This is a genomic window from Pseudomonas sp. GM79 (genome assembly GCF_000282495.1).
Classification (GTDB): domain Bacteria; phylum Pseudomonadota; class Gammaproteobacteria; order Pseudomonadales; family Pseudomonadaceae; genus Aquipseudomonas.
The window spans coordinates 89,643-115,424 of the sequence record NZ_AKJE01000076.1; the positions used below are offsets into that span (position 1 = coordinate 89,643).

A 25,782-nucleotide genomic window follows, 5' to 3' on the forward strand; every position below is an offset into this window, starting at 1 on the left:
ACATTCACGCCCTGAAACGGAACCCAGCATGACAAAAATAAAACATAAAAAATGTAGGAGCTTTCCTAAAAGTTACAGTCATCCATGGACATAGTGGTAACTGACAATAAGCAATATGCAGTGCCATCATGATGATGGCACTCCATGTTTCACCCATCTTTCTACAAATACGTACTCAGTTCGTCTCAAACTTCTTAAAAAAGTATCGAAAGCCATTCACGCATTGCTGCCGCAACATTCTGAAATGCGGAAAACTCTGACGTACTTTCTGGACGAGTCCGACATTCATTCTTTTGCTCTCTTGTTAGCGTGCTGGACAGCTTGCGTTTGCTCACGCCGGGCATGGCTTGGGCACCGCGATTTGTCTCCTCTTTCGGCTCAAGGACGAGCCACGGAAAGCAAAAGGATAAGCGCATGTTCGCCCCGGCCAATGCTGCTCATTTCACGTTGTTGATCCCAACGGTTCGCAACGATTTCAAAGTGCTGGCCTTTGGAGGCACTGAAGCCATCAGCACCTTGTATTCGATCCAGATCGAGCTGGTTAGCGAATACCCTGACTTCGATCTGGAAAGCTTGCTCAGCCAACCGGCGTTTCTCCAGTTCGGTCTCAATGGCGAAGGTATTCATGGCCGTATCGAAGATGCGCTCGTCGGTGAATCCGGTAAACGCCTGACCCGTTATCACCTGACCCTGGTGCCCGCGCTGTACTACTTGCAGTTCAGTCACAACCAACGGATTTTTCAGCACCTGACGGTGCCGCAAATCATCGCTCAGGTCCTTGAGGGGCATGGCATTCAGGCCGATGCGTTCACCTTCAACATCGGAACGAATCAGGAGCGCGAGTACTGCACTCAATACGGGGAAAATGATTTCGAGTTCGTCCAGCGGCTGTGTGCCGAAGATGGCATCGCGTGGCACCATCGGCATTCCCGGGAAGGCCATGTGTTGCTGTTCACCGACGACCAGACCTTCTTCCCCAAGCTGGGCGAAACCCCTTATCAGCAAGACTCCGGCCTGGTGGCGGAGCATTCGGTCGTCAGCCAGTTCTCCCTGCGCTTCAGTACCCGCCCCAGCACGACCACCCGCCGACACTACGACCTGAAACGCCCGAGTCTGTTGCTGGAAAGTCGCTTCACAGCCGAGTTCACTCCTGAGCTTGAAGACTATCGCTACCCGCTGTTTTTCGAGAGCGACAAACGCGGCAAACAGCTCGCCCGGCAGGCGCTGGAACGGCACCGTACCGATTACCAATTGGCCGAAGGCGAAAGCGACCAGCCGACCCTGCGCAGCGGTCATTTTTTCAGCCTGACGCAACACCCACGCAAAACCTGCAACGATCTATGGCTGTTGCTCAGTGTCACTCACGCTGGAAAACAACCCCAGGTGCTTGAAGAGTCAGTTACCAGCGAGGCCAAACCTGAGGATGGTTTTACCCAGGGCTACCGCAACCGCTTCAGTGCGATTCCCTGGGACGTGTTTTATCGACCACCGATGCCCGCGCGAAAACCTGTGCTGGTCTGTCAGACCGCGCGTGTCACTGGGCCGCCCGGAGAGGAAATCTTTTGCGATGAGTACGGCAGGGTTCGTGTCGAGTTTCCTTGGGATCGGGAAGAACTCAACAGCGAAAAAAGCAGTTGCTGGTTAAGGGTTGCATCCAGTTTGGCGGGCGAAGGTTTTGGGGCGGTGGCCATCCCGCGCGTCGGCATGGAAGTGGTCGTGACATTTCAGGAGGGCGATCCGGATCAACCATTGATCACCGGTTGCGTGGTCAACAAGGTCACGTCCGTCGCTCATCAGTTGCCCGAGAACAAGACCAGAACGGTTCTGCGCAGCCAAAGCTCGCCGCGCAATGGCGGCTACAACGAACTGTCGATTGAAGACCGCACCGGGCAGGAAAAAATCTACCTGCGCGCCCAACGCGACATCGAGCAACTGATCCTCAACGACAGCCGCAGCCTGATCAGCAACGACCGTTTCGAGCAGGTGGACAACAACAGCACCAGCCTGATCAAGGGCGAGGAATTCCACACCACCCAAGGTGTGCGCAGCACGGTGATCGGCGGTGATGAACTGATCACTATCAGCGGCAATAGCAGCACGACATCCACGGGGTCGCTGGTGATTCAGGCCGGGCAACAGACGCATGTCACCGCCACTCACGTGGTGATCGATGCCGGCATGAGCCTGACGCTAAAGGCGGGTGGTCACCACATCGTCATCAACGCCGGCGGGATTTTCAGCAGCGTGGCCATTGTCGAGGGCGGTGCGCCACTGGCGGGTATTGCGCCACTACAGGCGCTTCAGGCTGTGACCAGCAATCCGAATCCCGTCATCGCCAGCCCACTGTCTATCGTCACCGCCGCCCGCCAGCAGGCGGCGGACTACTGCCCGCTTTGCGAGGCTTGTCTCGCTGGCCAATGCAGCATTGGAGAAGTCGCATGAACGCACTCGAACAATGGCTACACGAGCAATCGCGATCCGGGCGGGATCTCTATCTGATGCTCGACACTGACGGTCAGCTCGACGAGCGCATGGCGTTGACCAAGGAACTGGGAGCCGATCAGTACCGCAATTTGTATGTGGGTACGGCAGCCAACTCAATGGCGTCAGCAGGCCCTTTTCTTTTCCATATTGGCACCGTCAAACATCCGCTCATCCAGGCACTGCTCGATACGCCGGAGCGTCATTGGGGTTGGCTGGCCAGTGCCAACCTCACGGACCTGGATGCCTTGGTCACTCATTGGCGCGACCGGCTGGTAGTCGGCGAGCGCCCGAATCAGGCGCTGTATCGCTTCCACGATAATCGCGTACTGGGGCGCGCCCTGAGTCATCTGCAACCCGAGCAGTACGCCGATTATCTGGGGCCGATCGCCAGCGTCTGTTACTGGCACGCGGGGCAATGGACGGTCACTGACAACCCGGACCCCGGCGCACATCCGCTGCCACCCGACCCGGCCTGGTTGAAAACCCCGACGCCGGACATTGTCTACGCGAACGTGCAGTTCGATAACACGCGCCGCTACCTGGTCCGTGAGCACACCGAGGCCCTGGCTCGGCTCGCCGCAGAGCGGGACGTGGATGACTGGTTGTGGGGCGTGATTCAACTGGCCCATTTATGGAATTGGCAGCAACCCGAGCAGGTGCATTTTTTGTTGACTCAGTGCTTGAAGGCGCCGGGTTACTTGCCGCCCAGGACATGGCAACCGAAGCCGGAAGAGGACCCAGCGGCGCATTTTGAGCGCGTATATGAGCAAGTGCTTTATTGGCAACGCGATGCGCCGGTATGAGGGGTTTACTTCAAAGACTGATCCTCGGCGGTTGCTTCTCCTTGACCGTGGGTTGCTCCGCGCTCGGCAAGTCGAACAGTTTCACTTTCGTTCCCGATTTTCCGCCTGACTTCAAGTACGAACTGACAGCCAGCTACGTGCCCGCCCAAGGGCAAACGTGCACCGTGCCGGGCGGGAAAGGTACTCAGCTTGGATTCAACAAGGTCTACATGGAATACGAAGCGACTTCCGAGATCCCGCTTTATAGAACCGTGAGTGGCTGCCCGTTGGCGTTGAACCGTTTGGAGATCGAAGTCATGGGCGTTTTTGGCCCTGGACGGGGCAACCGCAGTTATGACGATGCCGCTATTGCCGTGCGTCCAGAGTTGTTAGAGCGACAAATGGGCACTTTCAACACTGACGGCGTAGGTGAGTTCTTTGGTGAATGCCAGTGGGCTTTTCGCACAGTCGGCCCCAAACGCTACCTGATAAAACTGCTTACCTGCAAAAAAATGGATGAACAGGGAAATGTTGCACGAGGTCGTCCTTTCACGGCGTACACGCTGACTCAGCTACCGGGGAAAACTGTAAGGCTGAAAATCAAGCTAGCGGATGAAGAACTGCCAGGCTGGGGTGACACTTGGGTCAAAGTCCCGGGAGGCTGGAAGCGCTGTATGGGAAAAGGCTTTGAAGACCAGCGTGGCTATTGCAATGGAAATTACGAAGATTTCAGCACCTTTAGAATGGTGGATGAACGGATCTGCACCATTTACCCAGGCTGCACGGAAGGCAAGGACGAAACCCGATGAACATTCAAACTTTAGCAGTGAGTGATGTGCCTTTTATGGGTGGCAGTATCCACGCCTGCCCGTTACGCGGTCATTCGACGAGCTTTCAGTTAGTAGACGAATTCGGCGACGGCAAACCTTATGCAGGTTTGATTTATGAAGTCATCGATTACGAAGACGCTGTCTACACCGGCAAGTTGGATGCTACAGGCGCCGGAAAAGTGGATAACCACTACTGCGGTCCAGTAATGCTCATAGTCGATCAGCCCTTCCAAGGATCAGAAGAGTTCTACAAGGATCTAAGAGATAGAACGAACTACCCTCTCCCCATCACCGAACTACAAGTACGCGCCGAAAAAACCCGCTTTGTCGACAAATCAGGCGTACGTACTCTCGCAAATCCAGCAAAAGACCTCGCTGATCCCGAAGCCTATTACCAGGTTGAAGTGAGCGAGTTGGTCAAGCACGTAGCGCATTTGCCGCCCTTGACCTCGCGCAGTGCCCCACCCAACACGGTGTTGCACTCGCTGTTTCGCCATCCCGCAACAACCAGAGCATTCACGCCTCAGAATAAAAATGCCCCGGATAGCGGAATGGGCGCTGTCATGACCCCTGCAGACATGGGCATGTCCGAACTTGGGTTCGCCCCGCCGCCGCCCAAGCCAAAAGGCATCGCCTTACTGCCGAACAAACATCATGTGCTGGAAGTCCGTCCGATGAGGGCGCTGCGGCCGATGTTGTCGACTGGCAACGAGTTTTGCGCACTCAACCTCTATCAACTGGCACTGATGTCTACGTTGAGTTACACCGACTTTGGTCAAGACCCGAATACCCAACCCGTCGAAACGGATAGCGTGACCTTTCCACTGCGGCCGAGCAGTGGCAACTGGTTCGGTCATGCCTTGCCGCAATTTGATGAGCTATGGCAAGTCGATGACTCACAGACTGCGAAGTTCTACCCCTTGTATGAAGAGGTGTCCTACTCCAAACGTCTGGAAGTGGTGCCGTTCGATCCGCAGTTGTACCCAGAGGTTAACGACCCTGAACTGGGTGATGAGCAGGAAAACCCGGCCAAGCTGCATTTCCTTGATGATCGCAATCTAGAGGACAGCTCGGACACACAGGCTTTCATGACCCATCACGACGAGTTGATATTGATCAGTGTCAGGGGAACCAGTGAGAAAGGACCCGACGCCTGGCTTGATGCAGATGCACACCAAGTACCCTTCGAGGAAGGGGATGGCAAAGTGCACAACGGTTTTTATCGGGCCGCGAAAGTGTCCTACACGTTTGCCGTGAAGTATTTGGAGAAATTCTACAGCGGACAAAAGGTGGTGATTTGCGGGCACAGTCTCGGCGGTGCGGTGGCGCTGATACTGGCGGAGATGTTGCGACGCGACACCCAATACTCGCCAGACATCGTGCTTTACACCTACGGCGCCCCCCGCGCCGCCGACTCAACCTTTATCGAAGCTGCAAAACCACTGAACCACCACCGCATCGTTTTCCACAACGACCCGGTACCGAGCGTTCCTTCTACCTGGATGAACACGCCGTCCAACCGCGTTCCGATGTACGCCACCCATGGGGCGGTACTTGCCCTTCACCCGGTGGGTGGTTTGGCGTTTTTTGTAGGCGGGATCATCAACTTCACGGGTGACCCCTATGGGCATCACGGTCAGTTACGTCACTTCATGCCGGTGGAATTTGGCGAAGGTCACAGGTCCTCCATCCTCTGGGAACCGGGTTGCAGCACGATCAAAGATCATGGTTGCGCCGAAGCGCTACGACAGATTGATGGCTTGCCCAAGCGCGACTCATTTCTGCGGCAGGTGATAGATAACGGCCATCACTCGATGGTCGGCAGCTACATCCCCGGCTGCTGGGCCAGCCTGCGCCGTTGGAAGGAAGCGCTGGAAAAAAGACGCTCACTGGTGACTTTGCGCGAATTCGAATGGGTCAGCGACGCCCTGACAAATGTCTCAGGACAGCTGAGTGCACTCAAAGCGAAAATCGAAAAACTCTCCCGTGCTCATGCCAATCCCCAGCGAGATGCCCAAGCGATAAGGGATCTTGAAAAAGAAGTCGAACAGATCGGCCAAACCAAGGCCCGTCTGCTAGCGCTGCACAAGCGGACGGTCATCGACTCTGATGTTTATGGCAGCTACGCCGACCAGCCCGAGTGGGTACAGGAAAATCTGCTGCGCTGGAAAGCCCATCCGGAAAACATCGTTCAGGAACAGTTGGCGATGATTCCACCAGTGGCCGAAGACCACGACGCAGCCATTGCGGCAATGACCGGAGGGCATGCCGTGGGCACGCCATTTCATCTGGATATTGATTCGATTGTGTAGCTTTACTGGTGAAACGAGCGCTGGATCATTTGCCAGTGCAGGAGATGGCGGCGCATAGCGCCAAGGTATAGCCAGTACAGATCATTCCCACGCAGAGCGTGGGAATGATCGAAGACCTAAAAAAACTCAATCAAGCATTCGGGCAAGGCACCGGTGCCCAGTCGCCCAGGTCCGGGTTTTTGCACATGCTGTTGACTTGAGTGTTGCCTGCGCTGGCGACCTGTTTGCTTTCAGCCTGTTTGGCTTGTGCGGTCTGCAAGGTTTTCTCGGTGGTGACCGCTTCTTTCGGCACGGTTGGCAGCACCGGTTTTTTCGCCGGTTTCACCGCTTTTTTGCTCTTGGTCGGTGCCACGACTGGCGTGGTGTCGGCGGTTGCCACGGTGACCACGTCGGTGCGCTGTACACCGACTTGCTGCAGGTCTTTTTCGTAGGCCTGGGTGTAGTTGTTCAGGTCTTCGCTGGCTTTACCGTTCACTGCAACGATCAGATCGTTGGACTCTTTGAGGCCTGCGACGATTTCTGCCAGGCGCTTGCGGCCTTCGGTGTCGTTGACGGTTTTGGCCTTGCGGTCGGCGACCAGTTTGGTGAACGCGTTCTGGTAGCACTGCTGCGAAGTCTTGGCGTATGCGGTGCTGCGGTCGATGTCGGCGGCGCTTTTGTTGACGTCGGAGGCGTAGGAGGCGATGCGCTGGTTGTCATCGGCGATCTGCTTCTGGCGCTCGGTGTAGTAACCGGCCGCGCCGCCCGCCAGGGCACCGCCCGCTGCACCGATGGCGGCGTTGCGGCCACGGTTCTCGGAATCGACCAGGGCGCCCAGCAGTGCACCGCCGACAGCGCCGACAGCCGCGCCGGTGACGACCGACTTGGTCATGTTCGAATCGGTGGCACGCAGGTGCTGCACCGGCTCGTAGCAGTTCGGGTAGTACTCGACCTTGGTACTTGAGGCGACCTTGGAGGTCGGCGACGTGGCGCAACCGGTCAGTACGGTGCTGAAGCCAACGGCCATCAGCAGCAAGTGACGCTTGGAAAGCGAAGCAAAAGGTTTACGGGAGGAAAGCATAGTTGTGTTCTCTTTTAAGTTTGACCAGCTCAGCACGGCCCACCGCCGCCTGAGTCCCTTCCAAGCTCGCTGTACAACGAACGATCAAGACCGCTGGGCGTTCGATGCGAGCAATTCCTTCAATATCGCCGCCGGGTCGGCTCGTCGTTGCTGACGATATTCACCGACATGGCGAACGAATAACGTTGCGCGCGTTACCAGGCTTTTGCCCAGTACCGGCTTGCGCTCCAACTCTTCCTTGATGCGTTGAAACTGCGCCTGGATCACGGCATCGGTGTAGCGCGTGCCGGTCGCCAGGTTGTCGATGTAGATCGCCACCGCGCCGTCCAGCGCGCTGCGGCCATTGTCGATGGCGGTAGCGAACAGCTTGGCGCTGGCCTCGTCCTTGGCGTCCACGGCCTGCTGGCGACTCTTCTGCAAATTGGTCAGGCGGATGTTGTAGTTGTTGACGGTTTCGGCCACCAGGGCCGCCGACTGGATCAGGTTGCCGGCCGCTTCCTCGCGCTGTTGAGCGATGAGCGAGACGTTGCGCTTGAGCTCTTCGTTGACCAGCCCCAACTCCGCTTGCAGGCGCGGGTCGACGCTGGCAGCAATGATGCTGTCCAGGCGTTTGGTCGGGTCCTGGGCGTCGTCAATGGCATCGGTCAGCGAAGCCAGCCGACCTTCTTTCTGCCATTGGGCGAACAGTTCCTTGTAGCGCGAACGTGGCGCCGACAACGCGCCAATCGCCACCCGGAACCCGGTGGTTTCGTTGCTTTGCTCGGTGCCGTCGGCGGCGAACAACGGGTACTCGCGACGCATCCCGGTGAACAAGGTGCCCTCGCCTTCCAGGTAGTTGCCGCCCTTGACCACGAAGCCGCCGTAGGTGCCTTGGCGGCGTCCGGCGTGTACTAGCTGGAAGGACTCCTGGACCATCTCGGCGGCGTTGCCGATCACGTCGAACAGGCCGATGGGGTTTGGCAGTTTGGTACCGATCGGCATCAGCCGCGCTGCCTGGCCGGTGCCGCCGGCGACCTGATTGAAGACTGCCCAGTCGGCCAGTGGCCCGTCGCTTTCGCTGCCTTCCAGACGTCGGGGAAACAGGCGCCCTTCCAAATCCTGACGGCTAATGGCCTGCCCGCCACGGGCAGCAAATTCCCATTCGACCTCGGTCGGCAAGCGCACAAAACCCAGCCCGCCCTCTTCCGCCGAGGTGCCGCGACCGCTCACCGGCAGCAGGTCCTTGTGGTATTTCATCAGCCAGGCGCTGTACACCGCCGAGAAGCGTTCGGCCTCGAATCGTGACAGCTTCACCTTGGGCAAACGCCCGGCCATGCCTTGCGGCGCCTCGGCTTGCAGTGCCTCGCAGGCCGGCGCCGGCTCGCCGCTGGCCAACGATTGCGCCTGGGCCATGACCTGGGCGTATTGGCGGGCGGTGACTTCGTATTTGCCGATGAAATAGAGCATCGGTTTTAGCGGGGTCTTGGCGTCCGTCTTGGGCATCAACGGCGTGATGGTCTTGCCCCAATCCTTGGGCAGATCCTTGAGGGTGAACTGGCCGTTGATGAAGTCCCGGCGGTAACCGGAGATGAACGACTGTTGGTAACCGGACTCGCCTTCGCTGAAGGGATAGCCGAGGCTGATCTCGCGGTCGTCCAGAGTGCCTTGCGCCAGGATGTAGACGTAACGGAACACCATCTGCCCTTCGCACGGCAGCGGCAGGCTGACGTCGTCGGGCAACGGCTTGGGGTTGTCCAGTTTGTCTGTACTTTCATCCGCCCAGACCATGCTGGCCAGGCTCAGCGCCACGGCGGCGCCCAATAACTTATACATCTCGGATTCCTTCAAACGCCTGGATACGCGCCACTCGCCAGCCACCACAGGCCGCCGCCACGACGCTGACGCCGAGCACGGCTGCCAAGGCCCACGCGTAGTGATGCGCCAGCAGATGACTGGCGTATTCGCCCGGCGCCTGCGCAAATAAATGGTTCAGGCCCGATTGCGCCAAGCCATACAGCCCGGCGCTCAACAGGGCCGCAAGGCCGGCGCTGTACAGCGCCTGCAACACAACAAACAGCAACAGCGCCGCCGTGGAAAACCCCAGCAGGCGCAACACCGACAACGCTCGACGCTTGCGCTCGACCGCCGCCAGCGCACCGGCAAAAATCGCCGCGAACGCTCCCGACAAAGCCAATCCGGCGATGATCCAGAATACGATCGACAGGTTGCGGCTCAGCGATTGCACCTGGGCGATGGCCTGGGCCTGGGTCGAGACCAGCAGATTCTGTGCAGCGAAGTACTGGCGCAGTGGCTCGACATCCGAGAGACGACGGGCGTACAGACGAAACGCCGGGTACACCCGTTGCTCCGTCACACCCATCGCATCACCTGGCCAACCGAGCGCTGGCACGGCGCGGCCGTCCCGGTAATCTTCAGCCGCTTCCAGCAAGGCCAACGGTGCGAACAACCCGTCCCGGGCGAAGGTTTCCAGCGGCAGTACGCGCAGCACCTGGACGCGAGTGCGCTGCGCCTCGCCACGACCGGCTACTTGCCGACCGACACTGGCCTGCAGCCAATCACCGGCTTTGGCCCCGAGCTTTTCGGCGGCGGTCTGGCTGAGCAGCACCTGATCCAGCCCTTGGGGCACCGACAGACTGCCGAGCAAGGGGTCGTTGGCGGCGGTGGGGATCATTTCGACGGTCACCGTCAAAGCGCCAGCGGTCAGATCCGCCGTCGCGGCAATCTGCCGGGTGCGCGGCAAGGCGAAAGCCACGTCGTCGCGCCGGCTCAATTGTTCGATAAACGCGAAGCTGAACCGACCGCCACCCAAGGGAATGATTTCCCGGGTGGCAGGGTCGTTTTCCAAGCGCTCGGTCAAACTGCTGACCAGGCCGAATTTCAAGCCGAACAGCACCAACAACGGTGCGACCACCGCCACCAGCGCCAGCACCGAACAGGCCGACAGCCACGCGTCGTTGCGGTAATCCTGCCAAGCCAGGGAAGCCACCAGCGCGCTGCGCATCAGCAGGCCTCCCCGAGGATGGCGGTGACACCGCCATCAACGTCGCGATGACAACTGATGCGCCGCACCTGCAAACCGCTGGCGCGGGCCAATGATTCGTCGTGGGTGGCGACGACGCAGCACACGCCATGTTCGCGGGCCTGGGTCACCAGCAACTGCATCACTCGTTCCGCGTTCAGCGGATCGAGGGCGGCGGTCGGTTCATCGGCCAGCAGCAAACGCGGCCCATGGGCCAGGGCGCGAGCGCAACTCACCCGCTGCCGTTGGCCGACGGACAAGTCGCCCGGCTTCTTGCCCAGTTGATCGACGATATCCAACGCCCCGGCCAAGCGATCCACGCTGCCGTCGTCTTTCAAACCGAGCAGTTTGCGCGACAGGTCGATGTTGCCGCGCACGTCCAGAAACTCCAGCAGGCCACCGGTTTGCAGCACGTAGCCCAAGTGCCGACGGCGCAGGTCCGCCAAGGCACTTTGCGCCTCTGCGCGCCACAGCCCGGTAATGTCCGTGCGGGTTTGGCCGGGCGCAAAATCAAACTGCCCGGCCTGATCCGGAGCCAGCACCAGCGCCAGCAAATCGAGCAAGGTGCTTTTGCCGCAGCCACTGGGACCGACCACCGCCAGTTGCTCACCGGCACGCAGTTGCAGCCGAGGGATCACCAGGCTGTAGCGCTGACTGCCGACGCCCCGGTTTTTGTGCACGGCGTTCATGTTCAGCATCACGGCAGCGTCGACAACGGAACGCGGTACAAGGCATCACCCGGTTCGGCATCGCCGAAACGCACCCAGTTGGCCAGGTCGTTGTGGAAGGTTTCGTAGAGGCGGATCTTCGAATCCAGCTCGTCGATAAAGTCCTCCTGCTCGGCCACGCTCAACGAAAGCCACAAATCCTGGGTCATGTTCAGCGACTTGCTGCGGTAGGGCAGCCCTTCCAGGTACTCACCCAGCACCCCGCCATCGGCCAGGTTGCCACCCTTGCGCAAGGCCGAGGGATCGCGGCTCATGTAGGCACTGGCGCTGGCGATTTCCTGGAAGAAATTCTTCGGCGAGGTCTGGGTCTTGCGAGCGGCATCGACAATCAGTTTCAGCGATTGCTGCAAGTCGTTGAGCTGCAACTTGGTCAGCATCACGCACACCTGAAATGCCGGCAGTGCCGGGTTGGTCAGGTCGCGGTCGGCGGTCCAGGCGCTGACCAGTTGCGGCGCCTGGCTGGCGGCTTTACGCCCCAGGAAGTCCATGTGCATCGCATAGCCAACGGCCACCGATTTGTCGCTCAGGCTCGACGCGGCGCTCAGCAGCGGCACGGTTTGCGGCTTGTTGCCACGCACCTGATGCACCAGGTCGGCAAACACCGAACCGATCTCGTCCACCCGCTCACCGAACTTGCGCACATCGGCACCCGGCACCGGAATGTACAGGTCGCCGATCTGTGGGTTGGCGTCGGCGGTCAGGGTGCGGTATTGGCTTTGGGCACCGCTGTGGGTTTTCTTGCCGGCATCGCTGAGCAAGTGCAAGGCGTAGATCTTGATCTGCTTGCCCAGCGCAGCCTGGCGCACTTCGGCCTCGTTCATTTGCGTGGCGGCATACGGGTCGTTCTTGCGCAAGGCACCGGCATCGGTGACCAACAGAATCAAGCGCCCGCCATAGCCGGACCAGTCCATGCCCTCGACCGCTTCCATCACACCGGCAAACGCATCTTCGTTGAACGAATGGCTAGAAACCGTGGACGCCTTGACCTGCCGCGCCAGGTCCATGAAGCGCTGTGGGTCGCGGCCCTGGTCCAGGGTGATCAAGGTCTTGGCGACGTATTCCAGGCCCGGGGTTTTCTGGGTGCTGCTGCGAAACCCCACCAGGCCGAAGCTGACACTGTCCTGCTCGCCCCGCTCGGCGATGCGGGTTTGCAGTTCGTGTACTACGTCGCGGACCTGATCGATGTAGGGCTGCATGGACACGGTGGTGTCCACGACCAACACCACGGCGGTGCGGAACGCGTCGGCATTGGCGGTGGTGATGGGTGTGTTGTTGGCTGCGGCCCTTGGAGCATTGCCGGGGTCGATGGACGCCACGTTCAGCAACTGCACCGGCTGGCCGTTCTCATCGAAGCTCTCGCGCGAATCGAAGATCGGCAACAGGTAAAACTGGTTCTGCGGAACCGCGCTGGCGGCCGGTTCCAGGGCCAGCACCTGCTGGTTGTCTTCGCGATTCTGCTGGGCCTTGAGCAGCAGGTTTTTTGCCGCCGACGGATCTGCCAGCAACCTCTCCACTTCGCCGGGCTGACGCAGGAACATCACCGGCGCGCGGCCGGAGCGCTCGGTGAACTTGAGCACCAGGCTTTGCTTCCAGTCGCTGACTTGCGCGGCCGGCAACCAGCCGTCACTGCGCCCGTCGGTGGCTGCGCCGACACGCAGCCACGGACTGCCATCAACCTCTTTGCGCTGATAGACGTAAAGCACGGAAAACGCCGGCAAGGCCTTGTCAGAGGTGGCCCCCGGTTCGCTGGCGAGTTTCGCCCCCGGCTTGCTGAGTACCCGCTGGAACAAGGTTTTTTTGCCGGCCATCAGCAGCGGCCGCTGACCGCCATCGACCTCCGTCGCCACGGGGGGCTTTACGGGTGGCGCCACGGTCGGCGGCGGGCTGGCCGGCGGTGCTGAAACCACCGGCACCTTGGCGTCGGCTTCGCCGTCAGCGGACAGCCACCAATAACCCGCGCCGCCCAAGACCAGCGCGACGGCCACCGCGACGGCGGCGAGTGCGAACACCGGCCCCTTTCGCTGCTCCGAGACCGTGGACGACGGCGTCGGCTTCACAGTCGGCGCAACAGGATTGGATCGAGGTTGTGACTGCGCGGGGCCGGTCGGTATATCGATGGACACCGGCGTCAGTCCCGCCAGGTCATTGCTCACCGCAATCGGCACTACCGGAATTGGCAATGGCCGGATCGTGGTCGCTTCAACCGATTCCCGAGGCAGATTATCCAGCGCCTGCAACAGCGCCGCTGCATCCGCGAAACGGTCGGCCGGATCCTTGGCCAACAGCTTGCGCAGCACCTCTTGATAGCGACCGTGGTGCACTGGCAGCTCCGGCAACGGTTCTGTCAAATGCGCCAGGGCCGTTGAGAGTGCGTCGTTGCCGGTATACGGCAGTTTGCCAACGAGGATTTCGTAGAGCACCACGCCCAGGGCATAAAGATCGGCTCGGCCATCGATATCCTGGCCGCGCGCCTGTTCCGGGCTCATGTAGCTGGGAGTACCGACAGCGAAACCGGCCTGGGTGAACTGGGTGCGGTCATCCATGGACTTGGCGATGCCAAAGTCGGAGAGCACCGCCGTGCCATCGGCACGGAACAGAATATTCGCCGGTTTGACGTCGCGATGAACCAGCCCCAACCCATGGGCATAGCCCAGGGCCGAAGCGATATGACGGATGTAGATCAGGCCCTGTTCCGGCGTCAGGCCGGCGGCGATGCGCTCCTTGAGCGTGCCGTTGGGCAGGAATTCCATGGCCATGTAATACAGTTCACCGACATGGCCGATGTCATGGATGGTGACCGTATGCGGGTGAGACAGGCGCGCCAGGGTTTTACCTTCGCGCAGGAAGCGCTCGCAGAAACTCGGGTCGGCCGCCAGCGCGGCGGCCATGACCTTCAGCGCCACCTTGCGCTCCAGCGAGCGCTGGGTCGCCAGGTAAACGCTGGCCATGGCGCCTTCGCCGATCTCGCCGTCGATGTCATAGCCGGGGATCAGAATGTTCACGGTGGGGTTCATGAAGGCACCTTCACGACGATGACGGTGATGTTGTCCGGAGCACCACGCATCAGGCCCAGGGACACCAGGCTGCTGGCGATTTCACCGGGTTCGTCGTGGCTCAGAACCTCGCTGATTTCATGGTCCTCGACGGTCTTGGTCAGCCCATCGCTGCACAGCAGGTAACTGTCGCCAGGCATCAACAGCAGATCGACCATCGCCAGCTCCAGTTGCGCCCCTACCCCAACAGCGCGGGTGACAATATTGGACCGTGGATGCACCCGGGCTTCAGCTTCGCTGAGCAGGCCGCTGTCCTGCAGATCCTGAACGTAACTGTGGTCCCGCGAGATGCCTTCGAGCAGGCCGTCACGCAGGCGATACAAGCGGCTGTCACCCGCCCACAGGCACACTCCGCGCAAGTCACGCGCCACCAACGCCACCACGGTGCTGCCCATCATGGTCACGCCGCGGTTGGCGGTTTCTTCACGCACGGCGGCGTTGACCCGCAGCAGGTCGGTTTTCAGCGCCGCGACGTATTCATCCAGCGAACGGCCTACGGCAACGTTGCGCAGGCTATCGACGATCAGACTGCTGACGTAGTCGCCCGCCGCGTGCCCGCCCATGCCATCGGCGACCACCCACAGGCCGTTTTCCGGCCGGTCCAGGCAAGCATCTTCGTTAACCTGGCGGACCATACCGACATGGCTCTTGCTTGCGGACTTGAACGTCTTTCCAACGCTTGGACACATCTACACAACACCTTCTTGGCCGAGCAAAAATTGCGCAAAATCAGCGGCGGCCGGCAGGCCCTGGCACCGCAACAAAGCAGGGGCGATACGCTCCGAACCCTGGCCCCACCAAAGGCTTGCGCCTTCGCAGGCCAGTTCGGCAAGCGCGGTCATTCGCGCCTTCGGGTCGGTGGCATCAAAACGATGCAGGCCGGCAAAACGGCTGCTTGGCGCGCGTGGCAGGTATGCCGGGCTGCCCAGCGTCTCCAGCCCTGCACCGAAGGCTTCGAAGCTCGCCTCCACGCTCAACGTGCTCAACAGCAATTGCTCGACTTGCTCAAACCAGACATCCGAGCCGCCCACCACCGACGCCGGATCAGCGTCGTGATCCAGCAGCACCGCGACCGTCAGCGGAAAATACCGGCCAACCCGATCGATGCTCGGCATCACCACCCCAACGGCGGCTTGCGGCCCACACACACCAGGCCCGAGCATGAAGCGCCACAGCGGACTGACCAGATAGGCATCCAGCCAACGGTCCCCGAGGCTCTGGCTGGCGAGCAGGCCCGCCGCCAGCCACGAATCCCAGGGGCCGATAAAACTCTGCGGCAAGCCACGGCTGACAAAGTCCCCGCGACTGGCCAACTTTCCATAGAAACCCGGCGTGCTCATAAACGCTCCGGCAGGCTGAAACCGCTGAGTACACGGCTCTTGAACGGGTTGAAGGCGCTGTTGGCCCGCAGCTCATAAGAGACGCTGGCGCCGTCGACTCGCAGCCGCAGGTTGAAGCGATCCGGCGAGTTGCCGGCGGTCAGGTCCGATTGCTCCAGCAGGCGGAACCAGGCCCAAGGCCCGTCCAGGGTGATCCCGGAACGACCGCTGGACGAAGGCGGCATGATCGAGATCCGCACCACGCCGATGCTGCCGGGGTTGGGCCATTGCATGGAGGTGGGGCGACTCGGGCCGTGGTCGTAGCTCAATTGCTGGCCGTCGAGGTCGAGCAAAAACTGGGTGATGGTGGCGTCCATCGCCACTGGCTTGAGTTCGAAGCGCACCATCGGCTGGGTGCCACCGGAACGGAAAAATGCATCCCGGATAGTCGCCGCCCGTTGGAAGGTTTGCAGCACGCCCGGGGCGATGCCGAGCTTCTGCGCGGCGCCCGGCTGCCAACGCCAGGCCTGGGTCGAGGTATCCACGTACGGCTGCAGGTATTTGCGGAAATAGTTGTCCATCACCCCGCCCACACCGAAGAACTGGCCGAAGTCGTCCAGGGTCGCATCCCGCGCACTGCCCGGCGACATTGGATAACGCCCGGCCAGGGACTGGCGATAGATGTTCACCACTTCGCTGGTCCAGGCCGCGTTCAGTTGATTGCGTACCCCGCCCATCATGCTGTTGGTGGTGGAGTTGACCACCGATTTGACCAGGCCCTGCACCAGCGGCGGCTGACGTTCGGCGTTGAGGCTGACCCGTGTCGCGGCCGCTGCGGCCTGGTTCTTGGCTTCGCCGAGCAAGGCGTCGCCGCTGGCGCCGACCATGGCACTGACCTGCACATACAGGGCGTTCATGTCGGCCAGCAGGCCGTCGATGGCCGCCGGCTCGCCTTCGTTTTTGCTGACGATGCTGTTGAGTTCGGCAAAATGCGCGGTGATTGGATCTTCACTGGCATCCGCTGTGTTTTGCGTCGCCTGCTCCTGGCCGAGCAAGGTGCCCAAGCGCTCCTTGAGCTTGTCGACCCCGCCCTCCACCGGCGCGCCCTTGGCGGCCAGCAGGCGTTCTTCCTGTTGCAGGTCGGTTTCCTTCGCCACTGCTACCAGCAGTTTTTTCAACGGCGAGGTCGGGCCGGAAATCACCCGCAACACATCGGCGGCCTGGGCCACGCTGGTGATCGGCACGAAGTCGATATCAGCCAGCAAGGCATCCCACTGGCGCTGGTAATCCTGGAAATACAGGCGGCGCACGTCGGCGGCCAGGCTGACGACGTTCTGTTGTTCTGCCTGGTCGCGACCGAGCACCCACTGCTCCTCGGCCAGAGTGCCGGTCTGGCTCAGGCTGGTCAGCAAAAACCCTTGGCGGTAACCCTTGGCCGTGAAGAAGCCGCTCAAGGGTTCGCCCAGCGGCTTGCCACTCTTGCGGCTGAACACCAGCGCGGCATCACGCCCAGCCGCTTCGTTGATACGAAAGTCCGGGATGCCGTCCGGCAGTTTCTGCCGCTTGACCCGGTCATAGACGCGCTGGGCCACTGGCAGCTGTTGCAACTGCCGGCGCAGATCGTCGATCAGGCGCGGGTCCAGACGTGCGGTGGGCGGATGGCGCTCGAACAGTGCCTGCAAGTGCTCCTCCAGGGCCAGACGCTGCTCGGCCGGCAAGTCGCGCGGCAGGCTGCGATCCCAGTCCAGGGCGATCCACGCCTTGATGAAGTCGGCATCGTAATGCTCGCTGTCGGCGAGCATCAGGTAGGCCTTCAAGCCTTCGTAAAGGAAGTCCGAATTGCCGCCGCCGTGCAGTTGCTCTTCGATGCGCGTGAGCAAGCGTGGCGCGAAGACCGCGATCAGCAACTTGCGATAGACGCTGCCAGACTCGGCTTCAAGCATGTCGCCCTGATACAGGCCCAGGCCTTCGGCCCAGTTCGGCGAATCGTCGGCCAGGTGCTTCACCGCGTTGAGCAAAGGCAACACCGCAAGCACGTCCCGTTGTGCCGGGCTGAGGTTCTGCACGGCCTGGCCCAGGGGCGCTACTTTCTGATCGACTTGCGCGATATACGCCTGGTTGGCGCGGTAACTGACCCACCACAAGGTCCCGACCACCAGCACCAGGGCCACGGTCGAGGCTAGAACGCCCCGGGCGATCCACTTGCGCCGACGTTCGACTTTCGGGTTGACCCCCACCAGTCCACGCTCGGCAAAGGCCACGGCGCTGAAGAGTTTTTCGATGAAGTAACTGCGCCCGGTGCCGTTCTGGCGCGCCAGGTGCTGGCGGTCCAGATTCATGCTCTGGGCCATGGAGCCGATCAGCCGGTCAATCGGGCTGCCTTCCTGGGTGCCGCTGGTGAAATACACCCCGCGCAATAGCACCCGCTCTTCAAAGGCGTTGGGTTTGAATACGCCCTCAAGGAAGCTTTGCAGGCAATCCTTCAACGCGCCGAACTGTTGCGGGAAGCCGTAGATCAGATCGCGCCGCGCCGGGTCGCGTTCCTGTTGCAAACGCTCCACCAAACGATCGTTGAGGCGCTGTTCCAGGCCGGTGAATTCGCTTTGCAGGTGGGCCAGTGGGCTGTCATTGTTTTTACCGTCGTCCAGGGCAAAGGTCATGCCCCAGACCTGCGCTCGTTCTTCCTTGCTCAGGGTATCGAAATACTCCATGAACCCTGGCACCAGATCGAGCTTGGTCAGCATCAGGTAGATCGGAAAGCGCACGCCCAGTTGCGTGTACAGCTCCTGGATACGCAGGCGGATCGCGGCGGCATGGGCAGCACGCTCGGCGTCGCTGCCCAGCAGCAAGTCGGAGAGGCTGATGGCGATAAACGCGCCGTCGATCGGACGCCGGGCCCGCTGTTTCTTCAACAGGCCGAGAAACCCCAGCCACGCGGCTTTATCGACTGTCGCGTCGCTGTCCTGGGTGGTGTAGCGCCCTGCGGTGTCGAGCAGCACGGCCTGATCGGTAAACCACCAATCGCAATTGCGCGTGCCACCGACACCACGGACTGCCCCGGCGCCCAACTGCGCCGCCAACGGAAAATGCAGCCCGGAATTGACCAGCGCCGTGGTCTTGCCCGACCCCGGTGGGCCGATGATCACGTACCACGGCAGTTCATACAGGTTACGGCGCTCGTCACCGCCCAGCTTGGCTTTCTTCAACAGCGCCAAGGCTTCGTCCATGCGCTGACGCAGGGTTTCGAGCTCCTCGGAGGTGGCGATGCTGGTCGGGTCCGGCGGTGTTTGCGCCGCCAGGCTGCGCATCACTTCGGCGGCCTGTCGGCGCGCCTGGATGATGCGAAACACCCGGTAGGCGATCCACACCGCGAACACCAGAATGATCAGCGCCCAGCGCCGACCTTCGGGCACCAGGAATTCGAGCAGCGGCCCGACAAACCAGATGATCAGGCTCAGGGCGATCAGCCCCAGCAACGGAATGACCCAGCGGATGATAAAACCGAAAAACGCCTTCACTCGACCCCCTCCGCCAACACTGTGATTTCGACCCGACGGTTGCGTGCGCGGCCCTCTGTTGTAGCGTTCGAGGCCAACGGTTCGGTGTCGCTGCGGCCTTCGGCACTGAAGCGTTCAGGCTGGCCGGTCTTGGCCGAAAGGATTTGCAGCACCGAATTGGCCCGCGCTTCGGACAAGGCCCAATTCGATGGAAACCGCAAAGTGGCAATCGGGCGATTGTCACTGTGGCCGGTCACCCGGACCTGGCCCTTGACCTTGCGAATGGCATCGGCGATGCGCAGCATCAGCGGCTGGAAATTGTCGACGATGCTGGCGCTGCCCGAGGCGAACAGCTCATCGCCACGGATGGTCACCACTGAACGGTCAACGGCATCTTCCACAGCGACCCGACCGGCCTTGATTTCATCGGCGAGGAAGCCTGCCAGGCGGGGACGCTCGATCAGTTTCGGTTGCACCACCGGACGGTCGATGGCCTGCACCGGGATCTCGCCCAGCGCATGGATATTTTTAAACACCGGCTCGGCATCGGCGGCCAGTTTCAAGCGCAGGCCGAACAGCAGTGCCAGCAGCAACGCCACGCCGATGGCCACGGCAATCCAAGGCGGCATGAACTGCGCCAGCCGGTCGCGGGCCACGGTGACGCCGCGCCAATGGGGCGACAGTTCACGCTCATAATCGCCACGAGCGCTGCGGATGACCGCACTGGTGCGTTCACGCAAGGCTTCCAGTTGGCTGCGACCGTCGTTCATGACCCGATAACGCCCTTCGAAACCCAGGCACATGCACAGGTACAAAAGCTCCAGCAGATACAAACGTTCGCGGGGACTTTGCAGGCAATGTTCCAACAGCTGGAACACCTTCTCGCCGCCCCAGGCTTCGTTGTGCACGGTGATCAGCAGGCTCTGTTTGCCCCAGTCGCTGGCACCACCCCACGGTGTACTCAACACCGCTTCATCCAGGGCGGTGCACAAGGCGTAACGGGCCAGCAACACATCGTTGCGCACCACGCCGGCAGCCTCGGCCCGCTCCTCGAACTGGCGCAGGTAGGCCAGTAATTGCGCACGCAGGCTCGCCGGCGCCGGGTGGGCAATGGTGTTGCGCAAGCGGGTCAGCAAAGCCAGCAACGGGCCAGCAGCGCTCTCCAGGGGGTTGAGACCTTCGGCCGTGCCGATCAAAAGCGGCGCGGCGGGCATCGAAAGTGGCGCGGCCTGGGCGCGACCAGCCTCCGGGCGGACCGGGTCGGCGCCACGGCCACCGGGTGTCGGCATGAATTGGGTACGATCGTCGTTGCTCATTGCGGTTTATCCTCGGATCGCCCAGAAAGCCAGGTTCAGCCCCGGGAATTGCCCCGCGATGTAGAACGCAAAGCCGCCGGAGTTGGCCAGTTGCTGCCAATGCTCGCTGCCCCGGTCCAGTTCGTAATAGGTGGAGCCGGCGTGATACGGGATCTGCCGTGGCGCCACCGGCAGCGGCAGCAGGCCAATGCCCGGTAATTGCAGGTTGACCAGGTTGCGGATGTGCTCCACCGAGCCGACTTTGCTCTGTTGGCCGAAGTGGCCGCGCAGGGTTTCGGCGGGCACGTCGGCGCGCACCACCAGAATGAAACTGGCGCTGTCGAGCAGGGACTTGTCGGCCAGCATCGCGACGTGGACGCCGTAGGCTTTTTCGACGATCGGAATCGGCGTGGCCTTGCTGTCGATCAGCATCGACAGCGCCTCACGCAGGGCTTGCATCACCGGCGCGAAACTCAGCGCCAAGTCATCGTGCTGGTATTGCGGGTATTCCTGGGGCCGCCGCCCGGAAGCGGTAAAGGTCGAGAACTCCCCGGCCAGACTCACCAGCTCGCTGTAGAACCGCTCGGGGTGCAACGGACTCAACTGGCTCAAGTGCTGGATCAACGGCTGGGCACGGTTGACCAGTTGCAGCAGCATGAAATCGGCAATCTCCGAGGCACCGCCGGCACCGGACGCCACCACTCGCCCGGCGAGGGCTTCGCCGCGCTGATGAAGCAAGCCCAGCAGTTCGCTGCGAAACGCCGCCAGGGGATTGGAGGCGACCACATCCAGCAGCGGCGGGATGTAAGTGTCGTCGAGCACCAAGGCTCGGTCGGCGCGTTTTTCCTTGATTCGTACCAGGCCGATGGCGGCGTAGTCGCTGATGCCATCCTGGGCTACCAACAATCGCAGCGCTCTCGACCCCACGGCCACGGGGGCCTGGTTTTCGAACGGCGCGTTGTCGTCCCGTACTTCGCGAACCTGGCTCACGTAGCGCGCAGCGCCCAGGGCTTCGCCTTCGTCAACGGTATCTCGCGCACCGGCGCGCTTGAGCGGCAAGGCCAGGTACACCAAGCCATCGCGCAGGTTGTCATCGACATTCAGCGGGCTCGGCGCCAGGTCATCCTGGGGAATGTTGAATGGCGTGCCGTCCGGCAACAGGCCCCGTGCCGAGATGATCGCCAGCTTGCCCTGGGCCAGCAGCCCCTGGTCGATCAGCAATTCGGAGAAACCCCAGGCGCCGGCCGACAACGGGCGGCTCCGGGCGTCGATGAGGTTCTCCAGGTAACGGTCATGCTGCTGAAAGTGCTGCGTTCCAATGAACATGCCTTCCGACCAGACCACACGATTGTTCCAGGACATGGGGGGCTCCGATTGTTTATTGGGCAGGGCTGGATGGGGAAACCACGACGGCGCTGCGCACGGCTCGCACGTCGAGGCTGATCTGGTATTCGGTGTATTGGCGCGGCGGGACATTCATCACCGCGCGCCACAACGACTGATCCAGCTCGCGATACCCCACCAGCACGCCGATATGGCGGGTGGCCGGGTCGAGGTCGCGCTGCAGGCTCAACTGCTGGCCGGGCTGGATCAGCACTTCGTCCTGATCGATCAGATCGGCGCCGAGCGTCGCCTGGGCCCGTTCGGCCAGTGCGAAATAATCGGAACGGCCGAAGGTGGCGGCATTTTTCAATTCGAAAATACGCACCCGGACCGGGGCTGGCTGACCAGTGGCGCCGGGGTTGAGCCCGGCAATGGCGTGAAAGTGCAACTCGACGGCGGCCGTATCGGCCTCGGCCTCAGCCTCTGAAGGCTGGGGTTTGGCCGCATCCTTGGCACATGCGGTCAGCAGAAGCGCGGTGGCAACTGCGAGTAAAAACCTGGGAATCATCCTGCGTCCTCAATGACGTTTCAGCTATCCGTTGTTCCGTTTTTTGCTATGAATGGCGCTACGCGATGGCGACGCTCAGCCGCGGCGCTGCCTTGTACTGTGTTCTTCGTAGGCGCGGCTGAATTCACGACCGAACAGGTCCTGGAAATCCTCTTGGGCCTCGCGGGAAATATTGCTGTAGAGCTCGGTGAACTGCTGCCAGTACTGGGCCTGTCGCGAACCACTGAAAATGCTCGACAGGCCACCGGGCTTGCCCATGCGCTCTTCCAGTTGCGCCGGCTCGAAGCGCGCCAAGAGGTGTTTGATCGCCGCTTCCACGCCGGCCATCACCGCCAATTGGTGGGCACGCAAGTCATCGAAGCTGTCGCGCACAGCCAGGTCCGGCGCCATGAACGCCTGATTGCTGTGGCGCAACAGCAACAGCAATGCTTCATCGACGTTGGGAGCGAATTTCAGCGGGTTGTTTTCCACCGGTTGAATCATCGTCTGCTGAATGCGGAACTCGCCCTTGAGGCTGCTACGGGCGCGCAAGACATCGATCAGGCCTTCGACCATCAGCCGATAACTGCGGCCGATGCTTTCCATTTGTGCCTCGGCCTGGGCCTTGTCCAGGCGCACTTGATCCAGCCCGGCACCGCGCAGAAAGGCTTGCAACAGGTCGGGTTGAGATTTGTCGGCCGGGCTGACCGGATCGACCAGGCGTTCGACGACGGCCACGGGCGGTTCGCAAAGGGGTGCCGGTTCGATCGGTACGTTGATGTGAGGTACGGATGGCGGCGCAACCTCTGTAACAGGCAGCGGGGCGATCGCCACCGGTGCAGGCTTGTCGCTGAACAGGTCCCAATCTTCCGGAATCACCGGGGCCGACACCAGCGGTGCAGGCCCGGCCACGGGCGTTGGGCCAGGGATCGGGGTCGGTGGGCGGAAGTCGTGCTGCTCGGCCGGGACATGGTCGGGCTGGGTGGCCGGCGGGACGCTGGTCGGTGTCAGAAAGTCGAACAGGTCCGGCATCGTGTCCATGGCCGATACGCCCTGAAAATGCGCAGGTGGTGCCACGGGCAACGACGTCGGCGTATTCACGACGGCGCCCTGACGCCCGATCAGGGCTTCGAAGCTGCTGGACGAATTGGCGAAAGGGTTGCCATCGGTCACCGGCAGACTGAAATCGATACGCGCCTGGATTTCATAATCACCGATGCGGATAACTTCGCCATCTTGCAACGGCTCGCTGTTGCCCTTGCGCAGACGAATACCGGCCTTGACCAATTCCACACCGTTAGTGCTGTTATCAGTTAAGTAATACCGGCCATCTTTATATTGAATAACGCAATGTTTGCCGGACACCAAACGCTCTGGATCGGGCAATACCCAGTCATTATCAGAATTACGGCCAATTGCCATCACACCCTGATCCATGGATTTCTCAGGGCACTGGCCAGGGGTAATTTTGTGATAACTAGTGATAGTCAAACACAGCGACATCTTGCCTCCTTGCTGAACACTTTGCGCGCGGGCGAATCGGGATTAACTCCCGCCAGACTCGCTCCGACAACCTTGCAAAAACAACCTTGAAACGGCTTTTTACCAGCATGATTGCTGATCTTAACCGGCTTGCGTGACAAAAAAACCTGCATCAGTGCCTGCTTCGACCTATCGGTCGCGCGGGTTGTTAAGCACTTCACATCTGTCACACAGAGGAAATAGCTTACCTTGACAAGCCATAAGTACTACACCAAAAATGCACAACTTCTTGAATATCAATGATGGCACTTTAAGATCACTGCGTATCCAAAGGGCCATTACACTCAAGGAAACATGTGAAGTTCCACTTGGAACTAACGTGTGAACAGCCCGACTGTCAGTCGGGCGATATGGAGATCAAATTCAGTGGAAGTGTCTTTGCTGCTTGCCGCCGTTTCCGCGACTTCGCCTTGCGGCGAAGATTTGGAATATGACGCGGATTTTTTGCGCCTGGAACGCGATTCCCAAGGCCAGCCCGAGCGCAGCATGGGCGATTCGATATTGCCTGCCGCCCCCCCTGAATGGCGCAGCATCCAGCAGCAAAGTCTGGTTTTGTTGCAACGCAGCAAAGACCTGCGTATCACCCATTTCCTTTTGCAAAGCTCCCTTGCCCTCGAAGGCGTCACCGGCCTGGCCCGCGTCCTGACACTGATCAGCGAATTGCTCAAGCAATACTGGGCCGACCTGCATCCGCGCCTGGATGCCGAAGACGACAACGACCCCACCGTGCGCATCAATGCCCTCGCCGGCCTGACGTCCGATGCCACCATTCGCCTGCTGCGCGAAAGCATCCTGGCCCGTTCGCGAACCTTTGGTGCTGTCAGCCTGCGCGCCGCCGCCAATGCCAGCGGCCTGCAAAGCTTCCCTGACGAAAACCTCGGCGCCGAGCAGCTCGCCGGGGCGTTCCTGGACAGCGATCCCGAACAGTTGGAAATCACTCGCGCCGCTTTGCACGAGGCCCGCAGCGTCGCCGAGGCCATCGAGCAACAGGTCAGCGAACACATCGGTTCCGCCCAGGGCGTTGACCTTGGCCCATTGAAGCAACCGCTCAAAATGGCCTTGCAGATTCTCGGCCAGTTCGCCCCCCAGAGCGGCGACAGCCCCCTGCCCGATACCCTCGGCGAAGACAGCACCGCGCCGGTTGAATATGCCACCACACCGAGCGCACCGCGCAGTACCGGTACTGGCGAAATCAACAACCGCGACGACGTGCTGCGCAGCCTGGACCGGATTCTTGCGTACTACACCCGTCATGAGCCCTCCAGCCCGCTGCCGGTGCTGTTGAACCGGGCGAAGAATCTGGTGCACGCCGACTTTGCGGCCATCGTGCGCAACCTGATTCCCGATGGCATGAGCCAATTTGAAAACCTGCGCGGACCAGACAGCGAATAAAAGCGAACGGATCACGCAGTCACGTCACCGGTACCACCGATGACGCCAACACCGTCGCTTGAGCGACCAGGAGCAGCAACGTGGCGAAGCAAAGTTCTCAGAAATTCATCGCGCGCAACCGTGCGCCTCGAGTGCAGATCGAGTACGACGTCGAGCTCTACGGCGCCGAGAAAAAGGTCCAGTTGCCCTTCGTCATGGGCGTCATGGCGGACCTCGCCGGCAAGCCCGCCGAGCCTCTGGCACCTGTGGCCGATCGCAAGTTCCTTGAAGTGGATGTCGACAACTTCGACTCACGTCTCAAGGCCATGCAGCCACGCGTCGCGTTCCACGTGCCCAACGAGCTGACTGGCGAAGGCAACCTGAGCCTGGATATCACCTTTGAAAGCATGGACGACTTCAGCCCGGCCGCCGTGGCGCGCAAGGTCGACTCGCTGAACAAGCTGCTCGAAGCGCGCACCCAACTGGCCAACCTGCTGACCTACATGGACGGCAAGACCGGTGCCGAAGAAATCATCATGAAGGCCATCAAGGATCCGGCGCTGCTCCAGGCGCTTGCCAGTGCGCCGAAGCCAGCCGAGCCTCAGGCTTAATCAGGACGA

At 61.0% G+C, this 25,782-nt stretch carries 18 protein-coding genes; 6 read left to right on the forward strand and 12 right to left on the reverse strand.

The annotated features are described in order from the left end of the window. Window positions 1-414: 414 nt before the first annotated feature. From PMI36_RS09975 to PMI36_RS09960, 4 genes are read left to right on the forward strand one after another with little or no spacing between them, the layout of a single operon-like run. On the forward strand, window positions 415-2,442 hold the full coding sequence (locus PMI36_RS09975) for a type VI secretion system Vgr family protein (protein ID WP_008073457.1): 2,028 nt from the start codon (window positions 415-417) through the stop codon (window positions 2,440-2,442). Further along, window positions 2,439-3,287, forward strand: a complete 849-nt coding sequence (locus PMI36_RS09970) for a DUF4123 domain-containing protein (RefSeq protein ID WP_008073458.1) — start codon at window positions 2,439-2,441, stop codon at window positions 3,285-3,287. Before PMI36_RS09975 ends, PMI36_RS09970 begins: the two co-directional genes overlap by 4 nt. Further along, the gene (locus PMI36_RS09965; protein ID WP_008073459.1) at window positions 3,284-4,075 is read left to right on the forward strand and encodes a hypothetical protein; all 792 of its coding nucleotides are present in this window, start codon (window positions 3,284-3,286) and stop codon (window positions 4,073-4,075) included. Before PMI36_RS09970 ends, PMI36_RS09965 begins: the two co-directional genes overlap by 4 nt. Beyond that, window positions 4,072-6,408, forward strand: a complete 2,337-nt coding sequence (locus PMI36_RS09960) for a lipase family protein (RefSeq protein WP_008073460.1) — start codon at window positions 4,072-4,074, stop codon at window positions 6,406-6,408. Before PMI36_RS09965 ends, PMI36_RS09960 begins: the two co-directional genes overlap by 4 nt. Before the next feature lie 130 nt (window positions 6,409-6,538). On the opposite strand, the gene tagQ is transcribed toward PMI36_RS09960, so the two are convergent. From tagQ to tagH, 12 genes are all read right to left on the reverse strand, one after another. Continuing rightward, window positions 6,539-7,468 (reverse strand): type VI secretion system-associated lipoprotein TagQ, encoded by a 930-nt coding sequence (tagQ, locus tag PMI36_RS09955; RefSeq protein ID WP_008073462.1) that lies wholly within the window; start codon window positions 7,466-7,468, stop codon window positions 6,539-6,541. Between the two features lie 84 nt (window positions 7,469-7,552). Then, window positions 7,553-9,280 carry a formylglycine-generating enzyme family protein gene (locus PMI36_RS09950; RefSeq protein WP_008073464.1) on the reverse strand — a complete coding sequence of 576 codons (1,728 nt, stop codon included), beginning with the start codon at window positions 9,278-9,280 and terminating at the stop codon, window positions 7,553-7,555. Then, the gene (locus PMI36_RS09945; protein WP_008073466.1) at window positions 9,273-10,469 is read right to left on the reverse strand and encodes an ABC transporter permease; all 1,197 of its coding nucleotides are present in this window, start codon (window positions 10,467-10,469) and stop codon (window positions 9,273-9,275) included. Before PMI36_RS09945 ends, PMI36_RS09950 begins: the two co-directional genes overlap by 8 nt. Then, window positions 10,469-11,185 carry an ABC transporter ATP-binding protein gene (locus PMI36_RS09940; RefSeq protein ID WP_008073468.1) on the reverse strand — a complete coding sequence of 239 codons (717 nt, stop codon included), beginning with the start codon at window positions 11,183-11,185 and terminating at the stop codon, window positions 10,469-10,471. Before PMI36_RS09940 ends, PMI36_RS09945 begins: the two co-directional genes overlap by 1 nt. Then, complete coding sequence (locus PMI36_RS09935; RefSeq protein ID WP_008073470.1) at window positions 11,185-14,229, reverse strand: serine/threonine-protein kinase; 3,045 nt, start codon at window positions 14,227-14,229, stop codon at window positions 11,185-11,187. The genes PMI36_RS09940 and PMI36_RS09935 overlap by 1 nt, the downstream gene beginning before the upstream one ends. Then, window positions 14,226-14,957, reverse strand: a complete 732-nt coding sequence (locus tag PMI36_RS09930; protein WP_008073472.1) for a PP2C family protein-serine/threonine phosphatase — start codon at window positions 14,955-14,957, stop codon at window positions 14,226-14,228. Before PMI36_RS09930 ends, PMI36_RS09935 begins: the two co-directional genes overlap by 4 nt. Beyond that, the gene (gene tagF, locus PMI36_RS09925; RefSeq protein WP_007894512.1) at window positions 14,958-15,608 is read right to left on the reverse strand and encodes a type VI secretion system-associated protein TagF; all 651 of its coding nucleotides are present in this window, start codon (window positions 15,606-15,608) and stop codon (window positions 14,958-14,960) included. Further along, window positions 15,605-19,105, reverse strand: a complete 3,501-nt coding sequence (gene tssM, locus PMI36_RS09920; RefSeq protein WP_008073474.1) for a type VI secretion system membrane subunit TssM — start codon at window positions 19,103-19,105, stop codon at window positions 15,605-15,607. The genes tagF and tssM overlap by 4 nt, the downstream gene beginning before the upstream one ends. Further along, the gene (locus PMI36_RS09915) at window positions 19,102-20,400 is read right to left on the reverse strand and encodes a DotU family type VI secretion system protein (protein WP_008073476.1); all 1,299 of its coding nucleotides are present in this window, start codon (window positions 20,398-20,400) and stop codon (window positions 19,102-19,104) included. Before PMI36_RS09915 ends, tssM begins: the two co-directional genes overlap by 4 nt. 6 nt (window positions 20,401-20,406) lie before the next feature. Continuing rightward, window positions 20,407-21,741: a type VI secretion system baseplate subunit TssK gene (gene tssK / locus PMI36_RS09910; RefSeq protein ID WP_007894507.1), complete on the reverse strand. Its 1,335-nt coding sequence runs from the start codon at window positions 21,739-21,741 to the stop codon at window positions 20,407-20,409. 16 nt (window positions 21,742-21,757) lie between these two features. Beyond that, the gene (gene tssJ / locus PMI36_RS09905) at window positions 21,758-22,270 is read right to left on the reverse strand and encodes a type VI secretion system lipoprotein TssJ (protein WP_008073478.1); all 513 of its coding nucleotides are present in this window, start codon (window positions 22,268-22,270) and stop codon (window positions 21,758-21,760) included. A gap of 75 nt (window positions 22,271-22,345) precedes the next feature. After that, window positions 22,346-23,752: a type VI secretion system-associated FHA domain protein TagH gene (gene tagH / locus PMI36_RS09900; RefSeq protein WP_008073480.1), complete on the reverse strand. Its 1,407-nt coding sequence runs from the start codon at window positions 23,750-23,752 to the stop codon at window positions 22,346-22,348. Window positions 23,753-24,157: 405 nt separating this feature from the next. Between tagH and tssA the strand changes: the two genes are divergently transcribed. Beyond that, complete coding sequence (tssA, locus tag PMI36_RS09895) at window positions 24,158-25,183, forward strand: type VI secretion system protein TssA (RefSeq protein WP_008073483.1); 1,026 nt, start codon at window positions 24,158-24,160, stop codon at window positions 25,181-25,183. An 80-nt stretch (window positions 25,184-25,263) separates the two neighbouring features. Then, on the forward strand, window positions 25,264-25,773 hold the full coding sequence (gene tssB / locus PMI36_RS09890) for a type VI secretion system contractile sheath small subunit (protein ID WP_007894500.1): 510 nt from the start codon (window positions 25,264-25,266) through the stop codon (window positions 25,771-25,773). The last annotated feature ends 9 nt before the right edge of the window (window positions 25,774-25,782 follow it).